Source organism: Ruegeria arenilitoris (assembly GCF_013031355.1).
Lineage (GTDB): Bacteria > Pseudomonadota > Alphaproteobacteria > Rhodobacterales > Rhodobacteraceae > Ruegeria > Ruegeria arenilitoris_C.
In genome coordinates this window covers 225,606-249,964 of record NZ_WPZO01000004.1, presented here as the reverse complement: position 1 = coordinate 249,964, position 24,359 = coordinate 225,606, and the positions used below count along the sequence as shown (strand labels likewise).

At 57.8% G+C, this 24,359-nt stretch carries 24 protein-coding genes, 1 tRNA gene and 1 riboswitch; of the genes, 18 read left to right on the top strand and 7 right to left on the bottom strand.

The features are described from left to right. Positions 1 to 70 precede the first annotated feature (70 nt). On the bottom strand, positions 71 to 835 hold the full coding sequence (locus GOX63_RS12240) for a DUF3299 domain-containing protein (protein WP_170545836.1): 765 nt from the start codon (positions 833 to 835) through the stop codon (positions 71 to 73). Positions 836 to 978: 143 nt separating this feature from the next. Further along, positions 979 to 1,179, top strand: a riboswitch (cobalamin riboswitch). A gap of 102 nt (positions 1,180 to 1,281) precedes the next feature. Here GOX63_RS12240 and GOX63_RS12235 point away from each other — a divergent pair. The 4 genes from GOX63_RS12235 to GOX63_RS12220 are packed head-to-tail and all read left to right on the top strand — an operon-like array spanning position 1,282 to position 4,402. Further along, entirely contained in the window at positions 1,282 to 1,638 is a 357-nt protein-coding gene (locus GOX63_RS12235) for a DUF1636 family protein (RefSeq protein WP_170326254.1), read from the top strand. Further along, entirely contained in the window at positions 1,635 to 2,420 is a 786-nt protein-coding gene (locus GOX63_RS12230; protein ID WP_170326253.1) for an ABC transporter ATP-binding protein, read from the top strand. Before GOX63_RS12235 ends, GOX63_RS12230 begins: the two co-directional genes overlap by 4 nt. 19 nt (positions 2,421 to 2,439) lie before the next feature. Beyond that, the gene (locus GOX63_RS12225; protein ID WP_170326252.1) at positions 2,440 to 3,387 is read left to right on the top strand and encodes an ABC transporter substrate-binding protein; all 948 of its coding nucleotides are present in this window, start codon (positions 2,440 to 2,442) and stop codon (positions 3,385 to 3,387) included. Position 3,388: 1 nt separating this feature from the next. Then, complete coding sequence (locus tag GOX63_RS12220) at positions 3,389 to 4,402, top strand: FecCD family ABC transporter permease (protein WP_170326251.1); 1,014 nt, start codon at positions 3,389 to 3,391, stop codon at positions 4,400 to 4,402. Here the strand turns inward: GOX63_RS12220 and GOX63_RS12215 are convergent. After that, complete coding sequence (locus GOX63_RS12215; protein ID WP_367646714.1) at positions 4,377 to 4,985, bottom strand: UbiX family flavin prenyltransferase; 609 nt, start codon at positions 4,983 to 4,985, stop codon at positions 4,377 to 4,379. The genes GOX63_RS12220 and GOX63_RS12215 overlap by 26 nt on opposite strands. Then, entirely contained in the window at positions 4,982 to 6,490 is a 1,509-nt protein-coding gene (locus GOX63_RS12210; RefSeq protein WP_170545833.1) for a UbiD family decarboxylase, read from the bottom strand. The genes GOX63_RS12215 and GOX63_RS12210 overlap by 4 nt, the downstream gene beginning before the upstream one ends. Positions 6,491 to 6,630: 140 nt before the next feature. On the opposite strand from GOX63_RS12210, the gene ubiT reads away from it, so the two are divergent. The 11 genes from ubiT to GOX63_RS12155 all read left to right on the top strand — a co-directional run bounded on the left by ubiT (position 6,631) and on the right by GOX63_RS12155 (position 16,890). Then, positions 6,631 to 7,173 (top strand): ubiquinone anaerobic biosynthesis accessory factor UbiT, encoded by a 543-nt coding sequence (ubiT, locus tag GOX63_RS12205; RefSeq protein ID WP_254435939.1) that lies wholly within the window; start codon positions 6,631 to 6,633, stop codon positions 7,171 to 7,173. Next, positions 7,173 to 8,150 carry a ubiquinone anaerobic biosynthesis protein UbiU gene (gene ubiU, locus GOX63_RS12200; protein ID WP_170326428.1) on the top strand — a complete coding sequence of 326 codons (978 nt, stop codon included), beginning with the start codon at positions 7,173 to 7,175 and terminating at the stop codon, positions 8,148 to 8,150. Before ubiT ends, ubiU begins: the two co-directional genes overlap by 1 nt. A gap of 3 nt (positions 8,151 to 8,153) precedes the next feature. Beyond that, the gene (gene ubiV / locus GOX63_RS12195) at positions 8,154 to 9,065 is read left to right on the top strand and encodes a ubiquinone anaerobic biosynthesis protein UbiV (protein WP_170326248.1); all 912 of its coding nucleotides are present in this window, start codon (positions 8,154 to 8,156) and stop codon (positions 9,063 to 9,065) included. Next, positions 9,062 to 10,282, top strand: a complete 1,221-nt coding sequence (locus GOX63_RS12190; protein WP_170545831.1) for an NnrS family protein — start codon at positions 9,062 to 9,064, stop codon at positions 10,280 to 10,282. The genes ubiV and GOX63_RS12190 overlap by 4 nt, the downstream gene beginning before the upstream one ends. A gap of 390 nt (positions 10,283 to 10,672) precedes the next feature. Beyond that, positions 10,673 to 11,194: an RNA 2'-phosphotransferase gene (locus GOX63_RS12185; protein WP_174826770.1), complete on the top strand. Its 522-nt coding sequence runs from the start codon at positions 10,673 to 10,675 to the stop codon at positions 11,192 to 11,194. A 359-nt stretch (positions 11,195 to 11,553) separates the two neighbouring features. After that, entirely contained in the window at positions 11,554 to 12,738 is a 1,185-nt protein-coding gene (locus GOX63_RS12180) for a site-specific integrase (RefSeq protein WP_170545828.1), read from the top strand. An 811-nt stretch (positions 12,739 to 13,549) separates the two neighbouring features. Then, on the top strand, positions 13,550 to 13,915 hold the full coding sequence (locus tag GOX63_RS12175) for a hypothetical protein (RefSeq protein ID WP_170430813.1): 366 nt from the start codon (positions 13,550 to 13,552) through the stop codon (positions 13,913 to 13,915). A 287-nt stretch (positions 13,916 to 14,202) separates the two neighbouring features. After that, on the top strand, positions 14,203 to 14,871 hold the full coding sequence (locus tag GOX63_RS12170; protein ID WP_170545825.1) for a hypothetical protein: 669 nt from the start codon (positions 14,203 to 14,205) through the stop codon (positions 14,869 to 14,871). A 103-nt stretch (positions 14,872 to 14,974) separates the two neighbouring features. Next, a complete protein-coding gene (locus GOX63_RS12165) occupies positions 14,975 to 15,199 on the top strand; it encodes a helix-turn-helix transcriptional regulator (RefSeq protein WP_170545822.1) in 225 nt (74 codons plus the stop codon). 133 nt (positions 15,200 to 15,332) lie between these two features. Further along, positions 15,333 to 15,557, top strand: coding sequence for a hypothetical protein (locus tag GOX63_RS12160; protein WP_170545819.1), 225 nt, complete (start codon positions 15,333 to 15,335; stop codon positions 15,555 to 15,557). A 181-nt stretch (positions 15,558 to 15,738) separates the two neighbouring features. Beyond that, the gene (locus tag GOX63_RS12155; protein ID WP_170545816.1) at positions 15,739 to 16,890 is read left to right on the top strand and encodes a hypothetical protein; all 1,152 of its coding nucleotides are present in this window, start codon (positions 15,739 to 15,741) and stop codon (positions 16,888 to 16,890) included. A gap of 314 nt (positions 16,891 to 17,204) precedes the next feature. Here the strand turns inward: GOX63_RS12155 and GOX63_RS12150 are convergent, their stop codons facing one another. Then, complete coding sequence (locus GOX63_RS12150; RefSeq protein ID WP_170328717.1) at positions 17,205 to 17,705, bottom strand: hypothetical protein; 501 nt, start codon at positions 17,703 to 17,705, stop codon at positions 17,205 to 17,207. A 657-nt stretch (positions 17,706 to 18,362) separates the two neighbouring features. Here GOX63_RS12150 and GOX63_RS12145 point away from each other — a divergent pair. Beyond that, complete coding sequence (locus GOX63_RS12145; protein ID WP_170545813.1) at positions 18,363 to 18,962, top strand: hypothetical protein; 600 nt, start codon at positions 18,363 to 18,365, stop codon at positions 18,960 to 18,962. Between the two features lie 727 nt (positions 18,963 to 19,689). On the opposite strand, the gene GOX63_RS12140 is transcribed toward GOX63_RS12145, so the two are convergent. Beyond that, positions 19,690 to 19,765, bottom strand: a tRNA-Lys gene (locus GOX63_RS12140). Between the two features lie 212 nt (positions 19,766 to 19,977). On the opposite strand from GOX63_RS12140, the gene dapF reads away from it, so the two are divergent. Together dapF and mtaB are read left to right on the top strand one after the other, a co-directional pair. Beyond that, a complete protein-coding gene (gene dapF, locus GOX63_RS12135; protein ID WP_170326239.1) occupies positions 19,978 to 20,820 on the top strand; it encodes a diaminopimelate epimerase in 843 nt (280 codons plus the stop codon). Next, entirely contained in the window at positions 20,817 to 22,073 is a 1,257-nt protein-coding gene (gene mtaB / locus GOX63_RS12130; protein WP_170326238.1) for a tRNA (N(6)-L-threonylcarbamoyladenosine(37)-C(2))-methylthiotransferase MtaB, read from the top strand. The genes dapF and mtaB overlap by 4 nt, the downstream gene beginning before the upstream one ends. Positions 22,074 to 22,211: 138 nt before the next feature. Here the strand turns inward: mtaB and GOX63_RS12125 are convergent, their stop codons facing one another. Both GOX63_RS12125 and petB read right to left on the bottom strand, forming a co-directional pair. Continuing rightward, the gene (locus GOX63_RS12125) at positions 22,212 to 22,997 is read right to left on the bottom strand and encodes a cytochrome c1 (protein ID WP_170326237.1); all 786 of its coding nucleotides are present in this window, start codon (positions 22,995 to 22,997) and stop codon (positions 22,212 to 22,214) included. A 17-nt stretch (positions 22,998 to 23,014) separates the two neighbouring features. Beyond that, positions 23,015 to 24,346 (bottom strand): cytochrome b, encoded by a 1,332-nt coding sequence (gene petB, locus GOX63_RS12120; RefSeq protein ID WP_170326236.1) that lies wholly within the window; start codon positions 24,344 to 24,346, stop codon positions 23,015 to 23,017. Positions 24,347 to 24,359: the final 13 nt, after the last annotated feature.

Here is a 24,359-nt window from a genome sequence, read left to right as displayed (position 1 = left end):
TCAAATCGCCAAAGACGACCTGCTCCAAACGGCAAGGTTGTCCGGGGGTATTGCTGATCCAGCGGCAACCTCACTCTGACGCCTTGCTCCCGCCGGTTTTGCGGTTGCCTGCGGCACGAATACGATCGGCAATGCCTTGCGTCCACTCCAGCCGTTCGCCCTGAGTTTCCAGGGTTTCGACGCTGTCGGTGTCCAATAGGAACGTCGCGCGCATGGGCAAAAACCCGTCCACCACCATCATGTTCTGTTCGGACGGATCGATGGTCAGCTTTCCGGTCAGTCGAACGGGCTCGTGGACATAGCTGGGCGTCCAGTCCTCATTCAGCCGCACCCGGATCATCTGATTGGGCGGCGGAGGCGGCATGTGGCTGCACATCCCACGCTGAGGCACCAGATAAGCTATGGCATTGCCGTCCGCATCCGGTGGTGCCGGAATGGCAAACCCTGCCAGCGTCACAGTCTGACCATCGAATTCGGGGTTTCCTGCAGTCCCGGCCCGCTCTCGGTTCTGGGCCACGACATTCCGCTGGTCCAGCAGCCAGTCGATATCGATTCCATCCGACGCCAGGGCGTCCTCAGTCTCAATCAGAAGCTCCTGCCATTTCAGCCGTTCTTCGGGGCTGCCCACATCCTGATGCAGCCTGCCGCGCAGGCGTACGGCGAAAAGCACGTCGTCGAACTGTTCGGGGCTGAGATCGCGATACGGGTCGTCGAAGACCTGGACGGACGGATCCGGCAGATCGGACCAGTCCAGCGCAACCCCCTGGGCTACAGCTGCAGACGGGCCGCACAGAGCCAACGCCAGAATCGTCATAAGAGGAAACCAATATCGCATGATCGGACTTTATCGCCCTGCCCGGATCATTCCAGTGGGTTTCTGCAGATGTCGTCTTTGCAAGGCGCTCGGTCGCTGTAGGGCTGCGCCGGAAAACAAACCTCCAAGAATCAAATTTATGATTGACGCATCGGACCATCTCGGGCAGTCAATCTGGTGATGGTTCCCCCAAAAAGGGGATGAAAAGGGAATACGGTGCGGCCCTGTCAATTGGCCAACTCCGTGACTGCCCCCGCAACTGTAAGCGGTGAGTGACGCCATACACCCACTGGCCTTTTGGGCCGGGAAGGATGGCCTAGCATCGACCCGCAAGTCAGGAGACCTGCCATCATATGTTCAACCAACCCGGGGCGGGGCGTCCTGGAAGGAGGCTATGATGACACGTCTGACACGTGTTCCTATGATTGGCACCTTCTCTGCGCGTTTGAAAACGAGCGGAGCGGGCAATGCCGGAAACACCTGATCATTTCCTACTGATCTGCGAGACCTGCAAGGGGCCAGAGAATGCTGATGCCTTGCGCACCGCGTTGGAGGGCAATCTGCCTGCGGGCTTTGCGGTGAGGACTGTCGATTGCATGGCGGGATGCGAAAGGCCGACAACTGTTGGATTTCAGGCCGTTGGCAAAGCGCAGTACCTGTTCGGTGATATTCAATCAGAACGCGACATCAACGCAGTGACCGAGTTTGCACGGCAATTCCACGACAGAGCCGACGGCTGGACCAATGCCACCGACCGTCCGCGCGCATTGTTCACCAAAACCTTGGCCCGTATGCCCTGCCTGAACGTGGAGGAGCACCCATGACAAACCCCGCGTTTCTGGTCGCACGTGACCTAGAGTACTTTGCGCTCAACGGCGATGTCCTGCTGCAGGGTGCATCATTTGAACTGGACAAGGGCGCAATCCTGGCCATTGCCGGGCCAAACGGGGCCGGAAAAACAACGCTTCTGAACCTTCTGTGCGGTGCCGCTGAGATGGTTCTGGGTGATGTCCTGATCAACGGGCGTAGCCTGAAACAGATGTCCGCATCAGAACGTGCGCGCATGATCGCCGTGGTCAGCCAGCAGGAGTTTCCGGACGGTCGGTTGCTGCTGCGCGATTACGTTGCGCTGGGTCAGATTCCGATCCGCTCCGACCGATCTGCTGACGCTCACGCGGCTGAGCTTGACCGGATACTGGACCTGACCGGGCTGGGCGCGTTGGCAGGCAAGCGGATGGCCCTGCTGTCCGGCGGCGAACGTCAGCGGGCCCATATCGCGCGGGCGCTGGCGCAGAACCCGTCGCTGCTGTTCCTAGATGAGCCCACCAACCATCTGGACCCGGACGCCAAGGGCCGGATGCTGTCGCTGGTGGCCGAGCTGGGCATTACGGTGGTGATGATCGTGCATGATCTGGTCATGATCCCCGAATTCGCCACCCATGTGGCACTGATGAAATCCACGCGCCTGACCAGCTTTGGCCCCGTGGCCGAGGTTCTGACGCCCGCGCATGTGCGCGACACGTTCGGTGTCGACTACCTGTGTTTCCAGCACGAAGGCCGGGTGATCCCGGCGCTGGATATTCGAAAAACACCCGTTTCAAACTAAAGCAAGGAAACTCCCCCCAATGAAACAAATCTGGTCTGCGGCCCTGATCACCGCCTTCGCAGGCGGCGCCTTTGCACATGAGGTGACGGTCGACAATTGCGGCGCGCCACTGGTTTTCGAAACTCAGCCCGAGCGGCTGGTCGTGCATGACATGAACATGACCGACATGGCCTTTGCGCTGGGTCTGCAGGACAAGATCGTGGGCCTGACAGGCATCACCGGCTGGTACAAGACCAGCCCCGAATTCGACACCCTGCGCGGTGACATCCCCGAGCTTGCGCCGAAATACCCGACCGTTGAAAACCTCGTCGCGGTTGAACCCGACCTGTTCTTTGCCGGTTGGTATTACGGCATGAAACCCGGCGGCGACGTGACGCCGGATACGCTTGAGCCCTTTGGCATCAAGACCATGATCCTGACCGAAAGCTGCGTGCATCTGGACAAGGAACGCCCCGAGGCCAGCATGGATCTGCTGTTCGACGACGTGCTGCGTCTGGGCAAGGTGATGCATGTCGACGACAAGGCCGAAGCGCTGGTGGACAGCTGGAAAGACGAATTGGCAGCCATCGAAGCCCAGACCGCCGATCTGGCCAAACCCCGTGTCTTCCTTCTGGACGGCCCGGCGGACGCGCCCTTCACCGCTGGTAAATTCGCTATCCCCGACGCGATGATCGCAGCTGCGGGCGGCGAGAACGTCACCCATGACATGGACACCAGCTGGGGCCGCACCTCGTGGGAGGCCGTTGCCGCATCCAACCCGGAGTTCCTGGTGCTGCTGGACTATCAGACCGGCAATGGCGCAGCGGATACGTTCAAGTTCCTGCAGGACCATCCGGTGATGTCGCAGACGGACGCTGTCAAGAACGAGCGCTGGATCGGCCTGCGCTACGAGGAGCTGACCCCCGGACCGGCAAATATCGAGGCTATCTCGAAAATGGCTCAGGCCATGCACCCAGGCCTCAACTGAAATGGGCCGATTGGGCCTTGTGCTGATATTGGGGGCGGTCATTCTGGCCGCCCTCTTACTGATTTCGACTGTTTACGGCACCACGCCCATCCCTGCGCGGGATGCGTTTGACGCTGTGTTGCTGGGCACTGGCCTGACGGATGGGGACATGTCCCCCCTGCACCGGATCGTCTTCGACCTGCGCCTGCCCCGCGCCCTGTTCGCGGCTGTCATTGGCGCCGGGCTGGGTATTGTTGGCGTGGTTCTGCAAACCACGACGCGCAACGATCTGGCTGACCCTTTTCTTTTCGGCCTGTCCTCGGGCGCAGCCGCCGGAGCCGTATTCGTCATCACTGTGACCGGAGACATTCTGGGGTTCTGGACCCTGCCACTGGCGGCGTTTTGCGGTGGCCTTGTGGCCTCGGGCATCGTGCTGGCTCTGGTGCATGGGCTGCGCACAAGCGCGCCGGAAAAACTGATCCTGGCCGGTTTGGCAGTGTCATTCCTGTTCTCGGCCATTACCAATTACCTGATCTTCGCAGGCGACAGCCGCGCCGCGCATTCGGTCATCTTCTGGATGCTGGGCGGGCTGGGTCTGGCCCGGTGGGAAACCTTCCCGCTGGTCTGCGCCGGACTGCTGCTGATCCTGTCCTATTCGCTGTATCGCAGCCGCTGGCTGGATGCCCTGCTGACCGGAGACCTGACCGCCGCAACGCTGGGCGTACCTGTCCAGGGCCTGCGGTTCAGCATGTTCTTCACGGCGGCCCTTGCAACCGCCGTTTTTGTCTCGGTCGCGGGGGTGATTGGCTTTGTCGGCCTGATGGTGCCGCATATCGCCCGCGGTATCGCTGGACCGCTGCACAACCGGCTACTGCCCACCGCTGCGATTGTAGGCGCTGCCTTGCTGACGGGGTCGGACATCCTCAGCAGGCTTCTTCTGGCACCACAGGAATTGCCGGTGGGGATCGTGACGACCTCGATCGGTTCGGTGTTTGTGTTTCTGCTGCTATTCAGAACCGCACGGGCACGGCACTAGAGCCAGACATCAACCCCTCTTCGGCCCATTGTCTTGCCACCGGGGCAGAAACCCCCAACAGATCGATCGCACGACCTGCAATCTGAGTGACGATATCCGACACGCATTGCGGCTTCAGATAGAAGGCCGGGACCGGCGGCAGAACAATTGCGCCCATCTCGGTCACGGTTGTCATGTTCCGAAGATGCACCAGTGTTAGCGGCGCCTCGCGGGTCAGCAGGACCAGCCGCCTGCGCTCCTTGAGTTGCACGCTGGCGGCGCGGGTCAGCAGGTTGTCATCCAGGCCATGCGCAATGGCTGCCAAAGATCGCATAGAACACGGCGCGACGATCATTCCGGAGACCGGGACCGACCCTGAGGCGATACTGGCACCAATGTTGCTGATGGAATGATGGCGGGTGGCCAATCCCCTGAGGGTGTCAAACGCATCGCCCCCACATTCTTCAAGCAGCGTGCGCCTTGCCGCGTCGCTGGTGACAAGGTCGATCTCAACACCCAGATCCGACAACTGCCGGGCCACCGACAGCCCGAGCGCTGCACCCGACGCTCCGGCCACGCCCAATATCACACGGTGTTGGCTCACGACGCTGCTCCCCCCATCAGGCGCGAAACAAGATTGGCGGCAAACTCCGCGTCCTTGTCTGCCGTTTTCATCACGGTTCCCCATTCCCGGCTGGTTTCGCTTTCGATCTTGGTCGTAGCATCGATGCCCATTTTTCCGGACAGCCCCGGTTGCGGAGAGGCAAAATCCAGATAGTCCATCGGCGTGTTTTCCAGCGTCATCACATCCCGCCCCGGGTCCATGCGCGTGGCAAGCGCCCAGGCGATGTCATCCCAGTTTGCGGGGTCGATATCGTCATCCACGACCACGATCATCTTGGTATAGCTGAATTGCGGCAGCATCCCCCACAGCGCCATCATCACCCGCCGCGCCTGACCGGGATAGCGTTTGTCGATGCTGACAACGGCCATGCGGTACGAGCACGCGGCGGGCGGCAGCCACAGATCGCGGACCTCGGGTATCTGAGCGCGAATGGTGGGCAGCGCGAGGCGGTTGAAAACCTCGCCAACGATCGCGGGCTCGTCCGGCGGGCGGCCGGTATAGGTGGACAGGTACAGCGGGTCCTGCCGATGGGTCACGGCCGTGACTTGCATGACCGGGAAAGGCTCGGCCCTATTGTAGTATCCGGTGTGATCCCCGAACGGCCCCTCGGGTGCGGTTTCGGTGGGGGAAACCCAACCTTCAAGGATGATCTCGGCCTCGGCCGGAACCATCAGGGGCACCGACTTGGCGGCCACCATGCGGGGCCGGGCGCCGTTGAGCGCGCCGGCAAAGGTCATTTCCGAAACGGTCTCGGGCAAAGGCAGCGCGGCCGACAACAGCGTGGCCGGGTCCGCCCCCAGAACAACTGCGACCGGGGTCTTTTCCCCTTGTTTGGCCCAACTTCGGTGATGGGCCGCGCCACCACGATGGGGCAGCCATCGCATGATCAGCTTGTCCCGGTCCAAGACCTGTGCGCGGTAGATGCCCGCATTATAGGATGTGACATTGCCCGCCTCAGACCCATGCGGTCGGGTGATGACCACCGGCCAGGTCACAAGCGGCGCCGCATCGCCCGGCCAATGCGTTTGCACCGGGATGGCGGCCAGATCGATATCCGACCCTTCCAGCACGACCTGCTGGCTGGGGCCGGACTTGGTGATTTTGGGCCGCGTCGCCAGAGCGGCCTTCAACATTGGCCAGCGCGACAGGGCATCCCGCAACCCGTCCGGAGGCGTCGGGGTTTTGAGCGCGGCAAGAAACGCGCCCATCTCGTCCAGCTCCTCCGGTTTGATCCCAAGCCCGGCGCACACGCGTTCGGTGGTCCCGAACAGGTTCGCGACAACCGGCATTTTTGAAGTTATACCTCCGTCCAACACCGGAAAATCGAACCGCAACACCGGGCCAGCCCGTTCCAGCACGTTGCGGTGAACCGCCGTCATCTGGTGAAGAACAGAGACGGGTTCCGATACTGTCAGCAACTGATTGGTGTCCCCGCACCAGTCAAGGAAACTGCGCAGGCTGGGGAAAGAGGGCAACGATCGCACGAGAGATCCTGTTCAAGAAAGCCCGGCCTGCCTATCAGCGAAAATCCACCTCGAAATTGACAATCGTCAACTTGCGACAGCGTGCAACCCCTTATGTCTGCCCGGCAAGAGACATGTCGACCGTGCCAAAGGAGCCCTGCTTGTCCCAATCGCCCGCTATGATTCCGCGCTTTCCGCAGGTGGCCACCTTTCCGTTGCGCGTTTTGCCGTTCACCCCCTTGTCGGCCATCCTGTCCGCCTTTTCCCGCAAAATCGCTCAAAAGCACCCGGGCATGTTCCGTCGGCTAGGTGAGTATGATCACACGCGATTTATCCTTGATCCGACCGACCTGCCTTTTGTGATCTGTCTTGATCCGAACGGCGGCAACCCGCGGGTGACGGTCACGCGCGGCCGCGGCGACGGTGCTGCACGGATCGCCGGACCGCTGGCCGCCCTTTTGGGGCTTGTTCACGGCGCCTATGACGGCGACGCGCTGTTCTTTTCGCGCGATCTGGTGATCGAAGGCGATACGGCCGCAGCGCTGGCCCTGCGCAACGCCGTCGATGATGCCGAGCTGGACTTCGCCCAGGAACTCTCGGACCTGTCCGGCCCATTGGCGCATTCCATGCAGAGGGTTCTTGCACTGATCGAGCGAAGAACCGGCGTTAACCTGAGCAGACCTGAAGAGGCAGAACTATGGTAATGGAAATTGTCTGCCCCGCCGGCACCCCCGCCGCGTTGCGTGCGGCAGTAAAGGCGGGCGCGCATACGATTTACTGCGGCTTTGCCGATGAAACCAACGCCCGGAACTTTCCCGGCCTGAACTTCGACCGCGCGGAAATGCGCGAGGGCGTAGCCTTTGCCCATCAGCACGGAGCCAAGGTTCTGGTCGCCATCAACACATTTCCGCGCGCCGGGCACGAGGCCATCTGGCACAGCGCCGTGGCGGATGCGGAAACCTGCGGCGCCGATGCGGTGATCCTGGCCGATGCCGGCCTTCTGGCCCACACTGCACGCCATCATCCCACCCTGCGCCGTCACCTCTCGGTACAGGCCGCCGCCGCCAATGCGGATGTCATCAACTACTATGCCGAGACCTTTGGCGTGAAACGTGTGGTGCTGCCGCGCGTGCTCTCGGTGCCGGAAATCGCCGCGATCAACGCCGAAACCGAGGTCGAAACCGAGGTGTTCGTCTTTGGCGGCCTGTGTGTGATGGCCGAGGGCCGCTGTTCACTCTCGTCTTATGCCACCGGCAAATCGCCCAACATGAACGGCGTCTGCTCTCCGGCCAGCCATGTGGAATACCGTGAGGAAAACGGGGTGCTGGATGCGCGGCTGGGCGGCTACATCATTCACCGCGTCAACAAAGGCGAAGCCGCCCCCTATCCGACCCTTTGCAAAGGCTGCTTCAGCGCTGGTGAGAAAACCGGCCACCTGTTCGAAGACCCGGTCAGCCTGAACGCTGAAAAGCTGATCCCGCAGTTGCAAAAGGCAGGCGTCACCGCGCTCAAGATTGAAGGCCGCCAGCGGTCGCGTTCCTACGTCGCGCAGGTGGTGCGCAACTTCCGCGCCGCCGTGGATGCGCTGGATGCAGGCCGCCCGCTGCCCGAGGGCATGTTGGCCCGTCTGTCCGAGGGTCAGGCCATGACCACCGGCGCCTACAAGAAAACCTGGAGATAAGCCATGGATCTCACCGCTGGGCCGACCCAGTTCTTCTGGTCCAAAGACCGTTGGCTGGAGTTTCACACCTCACTGGCCGATACGCCCGTTGCCCGCGTCGTTCTGGGTGAACTGGTCTGTTCCAAACGCCTGCCGTTTTATCAGGAGCATATCGCCGAGGCGATCGAAACGCTGCAAAACGCAGGCAAAGAGGTGGCCCTGACCAGCCTTGCACTGGTCACCCTGAAGCGCGAGCGCAAGCTGACCGCCGATCTTGTCGAAATGGGACTGCCGGTCGAGGTCAACGACCTGTCTGCCCTGCCCCATCTTTCCAAGGGCACGCCGTTCTGGGTTGGTCCGCTGGTCAATGTCTACAACGAAGGCACGCTGACATGGCTGGCCTCGCTGGGTGCCACTCGGGTCTGCCTGCCCCCCGAACTGCCATTGGAAAGCGTTGAGGTGCTGGCTAAAACCGCCACAGATCTTGGCGTTGCTGTCGAGGTCTGGGGGCATGGCCGCCTGCCCCTAGCGATCTCGGGCCGCTGCTATCACGCACGCATGCACGGTCGTACCAAAGACAACTGTCAATTTGCCTGCGAAGACGATCCGGACGGGCTGGAGGTTAAAACACTGGAAGGTCAGCCGTTCATGACCATGAATGGTGTGCAGACCCTGTCGGATACACATGCAACTTCCGTTTACCAGGCCGACACGCTGGCGCGCGCAGGCGTCACCGCCCTGCGCCTTTCACCGCAATCACAGGGTTTCCCTGCCATCTGCGCAGCCTATCACGCTCTTCTGCAAGGAGACACCACAGCGGAAATGACGGCGGCAGAGCTTCAATCCCTCACGCCGGGTGCCCGCTTTTCCGATGGGTTCCTGCAAGGCGCATGTGGTGCGGACTGGTCCGCCGACCGGGCCGTCCCGGCAGAGTGACCTCGCAATCGTTCTGGGCCGCGCCCTATCGCCCAATGTTCAGCGGCGCGGCGCTTTGGGCGCTGATCTGTATGGGGTGGTGGCCTTTGGGCGTGCGTCTGGGCCTGCCCGCCCCGGCGTTCGAGCCAAGCGTGCTGTGGCATGTGCATGAGCTGCTGTTCGGCTTTGCCGCGTTGGCTGTCGGCGGCTACCTGCTGACCGCCCTGCCCAACTGGGTGGCCAAGCCCCCCGAACAGGGTCTGATTTTGAAACTACTGATGGGGTTCTGGGTCTTGGGCCGTCTCACAACGGCCATGGCTGATCGCCTCCCCCTCAGCCTGATCCTGATCTGTAACGGGCTCTATTTCATCGCGTTGTTTGGCCTGTTGATATGGCGCATCGCGACCGCAGGCGCCTATGTCAAAGCTCCGTTTGCCTTCGCAATGCTGGCTCTGGGTCTGGTCGAAGCCACTTACATGACCCTTGCCGATTCCGGTGATATCGCCGCCAGCCTATCCCTTGCGCGCGCAGTGCTGATCGGCTTTGCCATCCTGATTGCCACTATCGGCGTTCGTGCCGTTCCGGCTTTCACCAACACCTGGCGTCAACACCAAAACCTGCCCGTGCTGGACTTGCCCTACAACGAAGGGCTGCGCGTGATCACCATCGCCACGTTGTGCTGCAGCGCAATTGCCTTGTTTCTGGACGCTGCCGATTTCGCAAATGTCTTGTTGATCCTCGCCGCCCTTTCCCTGCTTGCCGCGATGCCCCGCTGGCGCAGCTTCGGCACATGGCGAAACCCGTTGCTCTTCGGGCTACACGGGGCCTTTCTCTGGCTTCCCCTCGGGCTTTTGCTGATGGGATCACTGTGGTTTTATCCAGCGGCCTACCCCATGCAAGACGCCCTGCACGCCCTCACCATTGGGGCGATTTCTGGCATGATCATGGCCTTCACCGGCCGCGCCGCCTCCCACACATCAGAGGGTTCGCTACGCGCGCCGCGCAGCCTGACCTGCGCCATGATGTTACTGTGGTGCGCCATCGCAACCCGCCTTACCGCACCGCTTACCGCCCATGGCGAATACCTGGAAAACTCCGCGGCCCTGTTCTGGTGCATCAGCTGGATGTGTTACTTGATCGCCCTGCGTCCTGCTCTCTTGGGTCCAGCGGTCCGACCTGTGCTCAGCGGCAAAAGCCCCAAGACCCGGATCACGCCGACACACGGGGCAAGAGGATAGACAGGGGCCCCTGTGGGGGCCTTTGGAAAACACAAATTGAGTTCGCCTTGCAGCCAACCTTTGATGATCAAAAAGCCCAAAACCGACAGCGGCTCGGTCATTGCTCGTCAATTGCGCAGCAGGAGCCGTAGTATCGTCCACGACGCCAAAAACTACAGCGCCGGGAATTTTTTCATACGACGTCAGTCTCAACGCATCATCAAAGGGGCTACGTCTCGCCGGTCGAATGCGCGGGCGAGAGAACTCTCCAATCAATACGAGTCCGCCTTTCATAGCGGCTCAAAGACTTTTCTGGGTTTCATCGAGATTTCGTACTGGCAGGCTCCATAATAAGCGTTTTATAAATCAAATTTTGTGAGAAGTTCATTTGTGAGTAGAGAGAGTAAATTCTTGAGTTTGGTGCTTCGGCACAAACCCGAAGAGATCGGTCTTCGGCTGGATCAGCATGGCTGGGCTCGAGTTGATGACCTGCTGAAGAACTTGAAAAAAGCCAACCGAAAGCTTAGCCGCGATGAACTTTTTCAACTGGTTGAGAGCAGCGACAAAAAACGCTTCACTCTGTCTGAGGGTCGCCTACATATCCGAGCAGCTCAAGGTCACTCAATTGACGTGGATCTGGGTCTGGAAGCCCAATGCCCGCCCGACGAACTCTACCATGGAACGGCCAGCGCAAATCTGGACTCGATTTTCTCTGACGGGCTGAATCCAGGGCGTCGTCGCCAAGTTCACTTTTCTTTGGATCCCGACACGGCCGAGAGCGTTGGCCAGCGGCACGGAAAACCAGTCGTCTTGCGCGTCGATGCGCTGAAAATGTTCAAGGACGGCTTTGATTTTTTCCAGGCCGACAACAGTGTTTGGCTCACGAACAAAGTACCAGCAGTCTACTTGGGGTTCGGCATTACCGCTGAGTGATGAGCAGTAAATCAAAACTCAATGATCCAAGGTTCGAACATGGACCTTTTCAAGTGGTCACTGAGCAAAAACCAGACCTGCAGACCTATGCTCCAAATCTGTATTCTTTTGCTTCATTCGCAGTACTAAAAGGTGGTGAGCCGTGCAGGATTCGAACCTGCGACCCACTGATTAAAAGAACGGCCAGAGCCATTTCTCCGCATTTCGCCAGATTTCGCCACATTGACAAAAATGAAGTGAAAACAGTAATTTAAGTTGACCTTCGTTGCGCCTTGAATTCATGAATTACTCCAGAGTTCGCCGCCATTTGCTTCCGTATAGCTTCCGGAAGCAGGCCGGAAGCAAGGAGTGTTCTGGGTATGTTCAAGCTGACCAAGCGCGCCGTTGAGGGGCTTGCCGTTGAGGCCAAGGAATACCTTGTCTGGGACCGGGACATGCGCGGCTTTGGGCTGCGGGTCTATCCGTCCGGCAAGAAGACCTATCTGGTTCAGTACCGGGCCGGACGCCGGACGCGACGGATCACCATCGGTCAGCACGGCGTTCTAACCGCTGAGGAAGCGCGGACGCAGGCGAAGCAGCTTTTGGGCGATGTCGCGCGTGGGTCGGACCCTTCTGCCGAGAGACAGGCCAAAAGGCGCGCGCCAACCGTGGCGGGTCTTTGTGACCGGTTCCTAGAGGAATATGTCGACCAGCATTGCAAGCCGACCACCGCGCGCGACTATCACAGTGTCATTCGCCGGTTCATCCGTCCCAAACTTGGCCCAATCCCGATTGCTGAGGTGACTAGCGCCGATGTGGTCACCTTTCATCACGGGCTGCGGGAAACGCCCTATCAGGCCAACCGGGCGGCGGCGATGTTGTCGAAGCTGTTCAATTTGGCCGAGGATTGGGGATTGCGGCAACCGGGATCGAACCCCGCGCGCCGGATCAAGAAATTCCGCGAAGAAGAGAAGAAACGTTACCTATCGGACGCTGAACAGATACGGCTTGGTGAAGTGCTGGCAGAGGCGCTGGAAGAGGGCTCGGAGACTGTCTACGTGGTCTCAGCTCTCCTGCTGCTGATTTACACTGGATGCCGCCTCAGCGAGATTCTGACGCTGCGCTGGGACTATGTAACCTCGCATCATCTGGAATTGCCAGACAGTAAGACTGGTCGCCGCCGTATTCCCCTGCCGAGGGAAGCCTATGACATCCTGATGGACCTCCCCCGCCAACCGGGCAATCCCTATGTCATATTGGGCGAGTCCGAGACCGGACCGCTCAACAACCTGCAAAAACCGTGGCGACGAATACGTAAGTCTGCGGGTCTGGACGATGTCCGTATACACGATCTCAGGCACACTTATGCCTCAGTGGCGATGAAAGACGGGATCGACCCGTTCACCCTTAAGGAGATTATGGGTCACAAGAACCTGACCACGACCCTGCGCTATGCACATCTCGCAGATGATGCCGTACAACGGGCAGCGGGATCGGTTGCAGCCCGTCTAGCACGTGCCGTGCGTAAAGAGGTACGGACCACCCCTTTGCGGGTTGTTCAATAGCCTCACATTGCTGGGACCCGCTGCGTTAGCGGTAAAGTCGCAAGGTGAGACTTGCTGACGGGTATTAGGCTCAGGTGCCGCTAGGTAAGGTTGTACACCGAATCTCCCGGCCTCATGCGCGTTGCCAAAAAACAACGCGCAACAGCCGTGTTCCTTTTTGACGCGAGAAAAAAAGGCGCAAAAAGTCTTTGTAAAACAAACATGAAATTTGCCGCTTAAATTTTAGGCAAACAGAGCGAAACCTTTAGTTTTTAAGATGAAACGCGTACTCAACACCAAATTATCCGCGTACTTATCCACAAAAGCCGTGGATGTCTTACGTGTTGATTGAAGTCAGCAGCCATGTAAAACAGGTGATTCCAAGAATTTGGGTTACCGCCCTGCATGATTCATCGTTGGACCTCCCCCGCAAATTACCGGAAGTGAACTTGGCTCGGCTTGCTGGTTTCAGCGCCAATTGAATCTGCGGTTCGTGTGAAGCAAAGCACGCAGGGCGTCGTGATGATTTGCGCTCCTTGAACTCCGCGCCCCCACTACACCACCAAGGGTTGTTGTGTTCAGCTACATTACATAGGAACCAACTCAGGAGCCGCGACGCCCTACATATAGGTATACCTGATTAGTTGATGGCTCCAACTCGGTCGCGGCGAATCTTTCGACCCTGCGTGGGTTAGCCAGGCAAAAACTGATATGAATCAGTGCCTGCTAGAAAATTCAAATCGGACACCGAAAAAGTCTCAGGTTGCCACTGTTAAGCCTCATTTTCGTAGTCAGTCCGAGCCATAACCGCATGTATGTAAAGGAGTATTTCATGCGCAGGTTTTTCACTGCCGTTGCCCTGTTGCCTTTCGTTGCTGCCTGCGCGCAGTCGCCGGATAAGGTCGGTGCCACGTATGTCAGCCCAGCTATCTTCGATGGGCGTTCGTGCCAGCAGTTGCACGCCGAACGCAACCAGATTGCAAGCAACGTTAACAAGTTGACGGCAGACCAAAAGAAAGCGGCAACGGATGACGCGGTTATCACAGGCGTGACACTGGTTCTGTTCTGGCCTGCCGCGTTGGCTATGGCTGCGACACAGGATCATGCTGACCAATTGGCGGCAGCCAAAGGGAACTACGACGCCATCACGCAGGCCATGCAGACGAAGAATTGCCCCCAAATCGGTGTGACTGGCTAAAGCTTCCAAACAACAACAAGGAAAGGGGAGCATGAAGGTGTGTTCCCTTTTCTTACGGCGCTGTGCCACCATCTACTTCTTGAGCAATGCGGCACGCCTCAAGGGCCGTGCCCAAGAAGCTCAGTGTTCGCTGCCTAAAGTAAGAGAACCTCAGTTCTGCGGGTTGTTCAGTAACGTTACCTTACATAGGGAAAGCAGCAAGGGATTAAGCGCCCTACGTATAGGTTACGTTACATAGGGCACCACACATCAACCATACGTTAAATAACAATACAGGCTCAGGGTTTATGCTGGATAACCAGGACGAGAAAAGCGAATTGGATTTCGAAAACATGTGGAAGCAGATGCAACTCCCCTTACCAATCGCGGAAGGGTTTGTTGCGGACATTGGTTGGATTGCTCAGCACTACCACCCCAAAGACCGGCGCATAACACCACTGCCCGCGAAAGAGCGCAAAGCGATCTACAGCAAATTGGACAAGACCATCAGTTCTTTGCTGGAGCAGCTTTCCAACCTGCCACCTTCCATCCAATGGGAATTTGACGAGGTGGGTATGGGTAACGAGCCGGAAAACTACTTTGAAGACTCTTTGGGTTCTGGTCACGAAGGTCTTGGCTACAGCGAACATCTCGTAGATGCGGTTCAAGAGAAATTGCCGAACATTCAATTCCTGATCGGCGAGGCACTGGAACAGCACAAGCGTCCGCGTGCCAGACCGAAGCAAAATGAAAATCTAGAAGATACAATTCAAAGGCTCGCGCAGGTTTTCCAGCACTATACTGGCCGGGATCCGATGGAGAAGCACCGCTACGACGAAACCGACGCTGACCAACCTTACAAAAGCGATTTCTTCAGTCTCCTATATGCTTTCTTCTGGGTTGATCCCAGCCACAGGTTCCCGACATCGCAAGCCATCGGCAACGCGGCATTGCGCGTGTTTGGCCTTAAAAAATAGGGGATGTCATAAATGGACAAGTTTTGAGCCATATATGACATTAGAATAATCCGCGCCTACGCTGCATTCTGGTTGCAACGAAACGAAATGCAGCGAGGCGACCATGCAAGCACAGATTGATCCTGACTACTTAGACCGGCTTATCGACGAAAAAGAGGCCGCCAGTTACCTTTGCTACTCCGTTCGTGCCTTGCAGAACTGGCGGGTGCGTGGCGGTGGACCATTGTTCGTAAAAGTGTCCGGTCGCTCTGTCCGATACACGCGCCGCGATCTGCAAAAGTGGATTGCCGAAAAGCGCGTCGCCAACACCAGCACCGCACCTTCCTAACATTCGAGTTTTGCCCGCTCAGAGTTGGCAGCGCTGAGCGGGATTTTGGGGCCGGATGGCTCTCAGGGGCGTGGGGTGTCGCCACCCTGCGCCCCTTCTGTGTCTGCCAAACAATTCAAGCAAGGAGTTCACCATGACACAGCAATCCACCTTCAAATTTAAAATCGGGCTTATCACAGCAACGATCTGGGACAATGACGGTTTCTTCTCTGTCGATATCTCACGGTCCTACAAGAACGGGGAAGGCGACTGGCGCACCACCAGCGCGTTTTCTCACAATGATCTACTGAACGTCGCCAAATGCGCTGAACGAGCAGAGAATTGGATTTCTCGGAAGCAGGCCGCAGCCAGCCAATGAAATCCGCCGGGCGTCCAGCCCGGCCCCAAAACAATAGCTGCCCCGCCGGAGGCACTATCGAAGGGCGCGTAGCGCCCGCCCCTTTTCCAAACCTCAACCAAATCGCGCGGCATTCGCCGAAAGAGGGGGGTGATTGTAGCACCCCCCTCTGGAAATACCGGAACCCAAGGAGACCCCAATAATGCACGTTGTACATCGCGGATTCGATACCATCGCACTTTCGATTCAGGCGAATATCTCTCAGGAACTGTTCGACTTACTGAACACCGAACGGGAACGAGCCGAGGAAGAGCGGCATCCCGTTCCGTTCAGCTATGGTGGCGCGGACTTTGATTTGTTGCCTCACGGTGGCAACGGATATCGCTTTATCCTCAAAGGCGGGCCCCTGGACGTCACTTGGTTTTTCAAGAAACCAAATGCACGCGACCCGTGGGGTATCCGAATTTCCGTAGGCTCAACACTTCTTGCGACACAAGGGCTTGGGTACGCGCGCTCCTATGTTGACAAGACCCTAACAAGGCTAGGAATTCGATTCGAGGCGCATCAAGTCAGTATCGGTCGAGCCGATTTCTGCGTTGATATCCTTGCGCCAGAGTTTGAACTCGTTCCTGAAAACTTCGTCATTCACAGCCACACGAACCGCACCGACTATCTTACTGCTCAAGATGATATGCGCAGCAATGGCAAGTCAGGTCAGTTTACCTCAGTCACTGTCGGCAAAATGCCGGGGCGGCAAGTTATCATCTATGATAAACGCCGCGAAGTGATTGATAAGAAGAAACCGCTCTGGTGGGACATCTGGAACGCCAACCTAGAGCGGGCTGGTAAACCCCCTATGGACCATTCTGATGCGTCTCAGAGCCGCGTCTGGCGTGTTGAGGTACGGGCCGGGAAGGACTTGCTCAAGGACCGTTGGCAGATCAGGACATGGCCGCAATTCGATGCTCTGTTCGGCGATGTCATTGCAGAGGCGCTAAAGAAGATACGATATTGCGAACCTGATCACGGGGATGGAAACCGGGCGCGATGGCCCAATCATGAAATTTGGAATTTGGTTACTGGATCGTCAGAGGACGACTTATTGGAAATGCGCAGCCACGTCGCCGCAACAAGCGTTAAGCACGTACACCGCGCCGAACAAATTAGGTTGATTTCGGCGCAAATGGCAGGCCTCGGGATCACGCTTGCTGCACTAGAAGATACTCACGAAAGTGAGTTGAGTGATTTCATGGATAGTGTTGGAGACAGGCTCGCAGAGAACATAAGAGCGGACCCTGAGCGCGCCGCAAACAAGCTGCATGAAGCCAAGAACAGATATCGGTTCATTGCGTAAACCACTGACGAGCACCCGCCTTCTTTTGTGCCGTGTCCATTTGGGCAGTTTGAGCCCTTAGCTGCCTTTAATCCCATTCCAGGTTTTCGCTCATGCAGTGGGCTACGAACCGCGCATTCCGGACGTTTAGAACGAGGTGGCAAAAAGCAGGTGAGCGGACATAAGGTGAATTCGCCGCGCTTGCGCCAATGGCGGCATTACTTGCCCAGTTGATAGCGCAGTTCCGAGTATCTCACCAGTTATTGGAAACAGAACAGCATGCTCAATCGACGCTGGATTCAGAGCTACTGGTAAGGGCCTGACCGAGCGGGACGCTAGTCGATGTCCGGATCATACTGGCACCAGCATCCATCGTCGTCACACCAGCCAGTGCCATTCAACCCCCCAAGACAAACATCGGCAAAGACATCGCAACCGCCCGGGTCGTCATTGTCCCAATCACACTTGTCCAGACCGTCGTCAACCGGATACTCGGCGTCCCCAGGTATGTGCGCGACCAATATCTGCGGAAAGAACCGAATAGGAGGCAACCCTTCCTGACCGCTGCAATAACGCATGAGTTTCTCGCGGTTGTGCATTGCTTTGTGAGTGTAGGCATTTCGCTCAAGTTCCGCGCACATGCTTTTCAAGTACCAGCGTTGGAGCGCTTCATTTTCTATATACTCGCGGTCATCCGGCTTCTCCTCAGCAGTGACAGAAGAGGCACTGAAGATTGCAACTGTGACACAAACTGTTGTTAGAATTGCAGAGGCGCGCTGAGGTCGAACATTCGCCAATATACCTCGCAAAATCCCTATCGGTATTTGTTTGAACATTTTAAAGAACCTCAAAACTTATGTGTTTAGAATATCAGAAACGTTGTCGATTCTCAAATAGTTGGCTGATGGTGCCGAGGTTCCTCTCAGCCTATCAAACGACAGTGTCTGAGAGCCGCTTTCCTGACCACATGTGTTCAATGGCACTGGAGGGATATGCCCCAAACGACTTCGGGCGGGGGGGCGAGTCGTTTGGATACTCTGATACGAAGGTTCGTCACTCTGGGCATCTTTGTCGGCCTATTGTGCATGATCCAAGCGTTCTGCGGTAGCGAAGCTGACGTTCGTGGCTGCCGCAGCATTCGGCAAGATGGGCTCGTAGCGGTCGTTTTCTGCGGTGAGACAGAACAGGTCCTTTTGAGCCCTGAGCGGACCTTGACCGATGTTTTGAGCTTGGCTCGTGCAGCAAGTCGCGAATGACGCAAACCGGACATTGGACGAACTGCATAATAACGGCGAGTTTGCGGACGTAGCGTTCTCGTCATCTATTGGCTATGAGTCCTGAGCCTAGGCGGCCCGACCTATGCGGTCGGGCTTTCTTTGTTTTGCCGGTGATTATTGTCTGATGCTCAAAGGACGCACGGCAAATCCGCAAATATTGTAAAAATATGGTATAATTCCAAAGTCTGAATTTTCTTCAAAAATAGGAGTTAAGTCATGACCATAACAAATACTCTTAAAAGTATAGCTTCGATCTTTGCCCTCTACGCTTTCGTTTTTGGCAATGCGTCGACCTCTCAAGCAGCGGAGTTTGTTGATGGTGACAATGAGCCACCGACTCAACAAAACGGAATGCATAGCTGCCCTCCAGGGTTCCTGGTTGCCGGAGTGCACGTTGATCAGAACTTATTGCTATGTACAGGGCCTCTGGAATGGGCGCTGGATTTTCCGGCACGTCAAAGTTGGGGTATCAGGACGGACAATCAGTTCGCGTTTCCTGGCGGCTCGATGCATTGGTGCGGTCCAAGTGAAGCAGTAGTGGGTGTTCACGTCGATGGAAATGGGTTCAACTGTCAGTCTTATGATGTTGTCACACAGTCCTATTTTGGCGATTTCGGCACACCGGAAATCGACACTTCAACCCAAAGAAGCGGTATGCATGCTTGCCCGATCGGGAAAGTACTCGTAGGAGCGCATTTTGACTCGAATACATTCTTGTGCGCAGAGTTGAATGTTTGCGTTCAGGATATTCACTGTGTGAGCGGGAAAAGCTGCGTGTTTCGCACACCCAACTCCATTCTGGGTCGCTGCGAATAATTGCGATTTGGTTAATGCCGTCTTTTATTGAGTGGTCTTCGTAAGTTCCACACTACGATTTTCCGTATGAGTGTCCGTTGGATAGTAACGTCTAAACGCCAAGGATGTTGAAGATCACGAAGGACGACGCGCCATCCACATTGGCCCCTTGGGGAAGAATTAGGTCATAAAAATAAGGCGCGTCGCCCCATTTCATCAGGATGACACTGTTTCACCCTGAGGGCGAATCCCCATTGGTGGAAACACTGTTTACCTTTTGGAAACAGATCCGCAACCATTTGAAGAGCCTTAGAGTTTGGTGTGCCTCACCGCTAGGCGAAAGGAATACCGGCAAGAAGGCCAACTGATACATACGCCAAAGAAATTGAAAATGTCATCAAATAGTCTCGCACCCGGCTCTCCGAACCTACGCGTTGTCTGCTTGTCGCGGCATCGCCGCCACTACGACACATTTCCACCATAATGCTGCCGTTCGATGTGCTGGGTGCTGCAGCCGCAGTGAACGACAGCTGTGTGGCCTTATATGACCTGTCCGGAATGTTGTGTCCCTGCGTTCCAAAGGTTGCGTCCGGCTACTACCACTGCCAATAGCCGCGCCGCGTCATAGTGATCCAATAGGCACACTTAAATCTTTGTCACAGTGCTTCCGTATTGCTTCCGGCAAGCCGTACGCCACGATACGCGCTCTAAACGAATCCTCGTAAGTGCTTGTTATTAATGAAAAAAGTGGTGAGCCGTGCAGGATTCGAACCTGCGACCCACTGATTAAAAGTCAGTTGCTCTACCAACTGAGCTAACGGCCCACTCTTTTGTCTGGATCTTGTCGATCCGTGGCGCTCTCTAAGGCATTTTCCCGACCGGGTGCAAGTCCTTATTTTGCGCCTCGTTTCGCCTTCACTTAACTTGTTTCCGGCGACCCGATAGGCGGCCTAATTAGGCAGGTGGCGCGGGGGGGTCAACCCCTTTTTTCAGGAATCTTCACCACAGGGTGGATTCCTTTCCAACGCAGGGTTATATGCGCGCCATGCAACGAATACTGACCTCCGGTTTGCCCTTCATGAAGATGCACGGGCTGGGCAATGACTTTGTCATTGTGGATGCGCGCGCGCATAGCGTTGAGATTACGCCTGACCTGGCAAGAGGAATCGGGCACCGGCAGTTTGGTGTCGGGTTCGATCAGTTGGCGGTGATCGAAAACGGCGAATCGGATGCGCATCTGGTGTTCTACAACGCTGACGGATCGACCTCGGCCGCATGTGGGAATGCGACGCGCTGCATTGCGCGTTTCCTGATGGAGGAAACCGGCAAGTCCGACCTGACGCTGACCACCGAACGCGGCACGCTGTACGCACGCGATGCGGGCGACGGGCTGACCTCGGTTAACATGGGGCCGCCGCAGCTGGACTGGCACGAGATTCCGCTGGCCGAAGAGGCGGACACACTCGAGCTGCCGATCGAGGGCGGGCCAACCGCCACTGGGATGGGCAATCCGCACTGCACTTTCTTTGTCGAGGACGCCGAAGCCATCCCTCTGACAGAATTTGGCGCGCGCTATGAATACCACCCGCTGTATCCCGAACGTACCAATGTGCAGGTGGCACAGGTCATAGGCCCCGACCACATCCGGATGCGTGTGTGGGAGCGGGGCGTGGGCATCACGCTGGCCTCGGGATCATCCTCCTGCGCAACCGCCGTGGCCGCTGCACGGCGCGGCCTGACTGGGCGCAAGGTGCAGATCGATCTGGACGGCGGCACCATCTGGATCGACTGGCGCGAGGATGGCGTGTGGATGACCGGACCCACCTGCCACGTATTCTCAGGTACTCTGACGCCGGAATTCCTGAGGACACTGGGATGAGCGCGCCGAAATTCACCACGCTGGGCTGCCGCCTGAACGCCTATGAGACCGAGGCGATGAAGGAACTGTCGCAACAGGCGGGCCTGACCGACGCGGTTGTGGTGAACACCTGCGCAGTCACGGCTGAGGCGGTGCGCAAGGCACGGCAGGAGATTCGCAAGCTGCGCCGTGAAAATCCCAATGCACGGCTGATCGTGACGGGATGCGCAGCACAGACCGAACCCGAAACCTTTGCCGGAATGGAAGAGGTTGATGCGGTCATCGGAAATACCGAGAAGATGCAGCCTGACACCTGGAAAGGCATGGCGGCGGATTTCATCGGCCAGACCGAAGCCGTACAGGTCGATGACATCATGTCGGTTACCGAAACCGCCGGTCACCTGATCGACGGGTTTGGCACCCGTTCCCGCGCTTATGTGCAGGTCCAAAATGGCTGTGATCACCGCTGCACCTTCTGCATCATTCCTTATGGCCGCGGTAACTCTCGCAGCGTCCCTGCAGGAGTTGTAGTAGACCAGATCAAGCGGCTGGTGGACCGGGGTTATAACGAAGTGGTTCTGACCGGCGTTGACCTGACCTCGTGGGGCGCGGACCTGCCTGCTCAGCCCAAGCTGGGCGATCTGGTGATGCGCATTCTCAAACTAGTGCCCGATCTGCCGCGCCTGCGGATCAGCTCAATCGACTCGATCGAGGTGGACGAGAACCTGATGCAGGCCATCGCGACCGAGCCGCGCCTGATGCCGCATCTGCACCTGTCACTGCAGCACGGGGACGACCTGATCCTGAAACGGATGAAACGCCGCCACCTACGCGACGACGCCATCCGCTTCACTGAAGAAGCCCGCAAGCTGCGCCCCGAGATGACCTTTGGCGCTGACATCATCGCGGGCTTTCCCACCGAGTCCGAGGCGCATTTCGAGAACTCGCTGAAACTTGTCACCGACTGCGATCTAACCTGGCTGCACGTCTTCCCCTATTCCAAGCGCGAAGGCACCCCGGCGGCCCGCATACCGCAGCAGATCAACGGCACCATCATCAAGGACCGCGCCGCCCGGCTGCGCACTGCGGGCGAGGCTCAGGTCGTCAAACATCTGAGCGACCAGATCGGCAAAACCCATCACATCCTGATGGAAAACCCGCATATGGGCCGTACCGAGCAATTCACCGAGGTGTCGTTCGGAACCCCTCAGACCGAAGGGCAGATCGTGACCGCCACCATCACTGGCGCAACCGAAACCCAACTCACAGCCTGATCCACTCTTCATCTGGCCCAAAATACCTCAAGGTTGATTTGGTCGCAGGCCAAGAAGGGGCTGGCCACTTCACCCCCCAAACAAAAAACCCCCGCAGCCAGTGGCGCGGGGGTTCTTTATTCTAAGGAAGATCAGCGCTTAGTGCTTCTTCTTCCCCTTTACAGCGGCCCACAGGCGTTTGTTGACGAGGTACAGCAGCACCGACAATAGCGACAGGAAGATCACGCCGACGAAGCCCGAGTATTTGCGCTCCATCATCTTCGGTTCGGCCGTCCACATCAGGAAGGCAGCGACATCCTCGGACATGGCCTCAACCGTGGCCGGGTGGCCATCGGCAAATTCAACCTGATCGTCGGACAGCGGCGGTGCCATCGAAATCCAGCCACCGGGGAAGGCGGTGTTTTCGTACAAGACCGCGCCGGCCTCTTCCTTTTCATGGCCGGTATAGCCATCCAGCAGCGAGGCGATGTATTCCGCGCCGCCCATGCCTTTGAACAGCTGGTTGATACCCAGACCGTAGGGGCCGTGGAAACCGGCGCGGGCCTTGGCCATCAGGCTCAGGTCCGGCGCGCCAACACCGTTATTGGCCGGGAAGTGATCGGTCGGGATGGCCGGGCGGAAATCATCCAGCTCGGGATCGAACACTTCGAAGTTGCCCGCCGCATAGGCGATAACTTCTTCTTCCGAATAGCCCAGGTCTTCCAGCGTCCGCAGCGGCACGTATTGCAGGCCGTGGCAGGCTGCGCAGACCTCGGTATAGATCTGCAGACCGCGCTGCAGCTGGCCCTTGTCCCAGGTGCCAAACGGCCCCTCGAACGAGAAGTCGAAATCCTCGATATGCTGCTCGCCGCCGCCTGCTGCGAAAGACGCAGCAGGAGCAAGGGCCAGAGCAAACGCGGCACCGATTGCAAGTTTCTTGAACATGTTTCCGGTCCCTCTTCTTACTCGGCCGGCGTGGCGTCGGCGTCAGCCTTGCCATAATGCGCGTTGAAGTCTTCTTCGATGGTCTCGGGCTGTGCCAGAGGCTTCTCGATCACGCCGAGGATCGGCAGGATCACGAAGAAATAAGCGAACCAGTAGGCAGACGCGATCAGCGAGAAGGTCGCATAGGGCTCTTCCGCGGGCATCGCACCCAGCCACATCAGGGCAAAGAAGTCGATGACCAGCAGGTAGAACCACCATTTGAACATCGGACGGTACTTGCCCGAACGCACGCTCGAGGTGTCCAGCCAGGGCGCCAGGGCCATGGCCAGGATCGCACCGAACATCGCGATCACACCAAAGAACTTGGCGTCGACGATGCCACCGGTAATGAAGCTGGCGAACTGAACAACCCAGACCTCACCGGTGAAGGCACGCAGGATCGCGTAGAACGGCAGGAAGTACCATTCGGGCACGATGTGTGCAGGTGTCACCAGCGGGTTGGCTTCGATGTAGTTGTCCGGGTGGCCCAGATAGTTCGGCATGAAGCCGACAACCGCCCAGAACACAACCAGGATCACGGCCAGCGCGAACAGGTCCTTGATCACGAAGTAGGGCCAGAATGGCAGCGTGTCTTTCTCGGCCTCGGCTTTCGAGCCACGGCGCACTTCAACACCCGTGGGGTTGTTGTTGCCGGTGGTGTGGAAGGCCCAGATGTGCACGATTACCAGCGCCGCGATAACGAACGGCAGCAGGTAGTGCAGCGAGAAGAAGCGGTTCAGCGTGGCATTGTCCACCGCGGGTCCGCCCAGCAGCCAGGTCTGGATCGCGTCACCCACAAACGGGATCGCGCCAAACAGGCCGGTGATCACGGTCGCACCCCAGAAGGACATCTGACCCCAGGGCAGAACGTAGCCCATGAAGGCGGTGCCCATCATCATCAGGTAGATCAGCATCCCGATGATCCACGTGATCTCACGCGGGGCTTTGTACGAGCCGTAGAACAGGCCGCGGAAGATGTGGATGTAAACCGCAACAAAGAACAGCGACGCGCCGTTCATGTGCAGGTAGCGCAGCATATAGCCGCCATTCACGTTGCGCATGATGTGTTCGATGCTGGCGAAGGCCAGATCAACATGCGGGGTGTAGTGCATCACCAGAACGATACCGGTGACGATCTGCAGCGCCAGGCAGAACGCCAGGACGATGCCCCAGATCCACCACCAGTTCAGGTTCTTGGGGGTGGGGATCATGATGGTGTCGTAGATCAGGCCGACAATCGGCAGGCGGCTGTTCAGCCACTTTTCGCCGTTTGTCTTCGGCTCGTAATGATCGTGGGGAATTCCGGACATAAGTTGGGTCTCC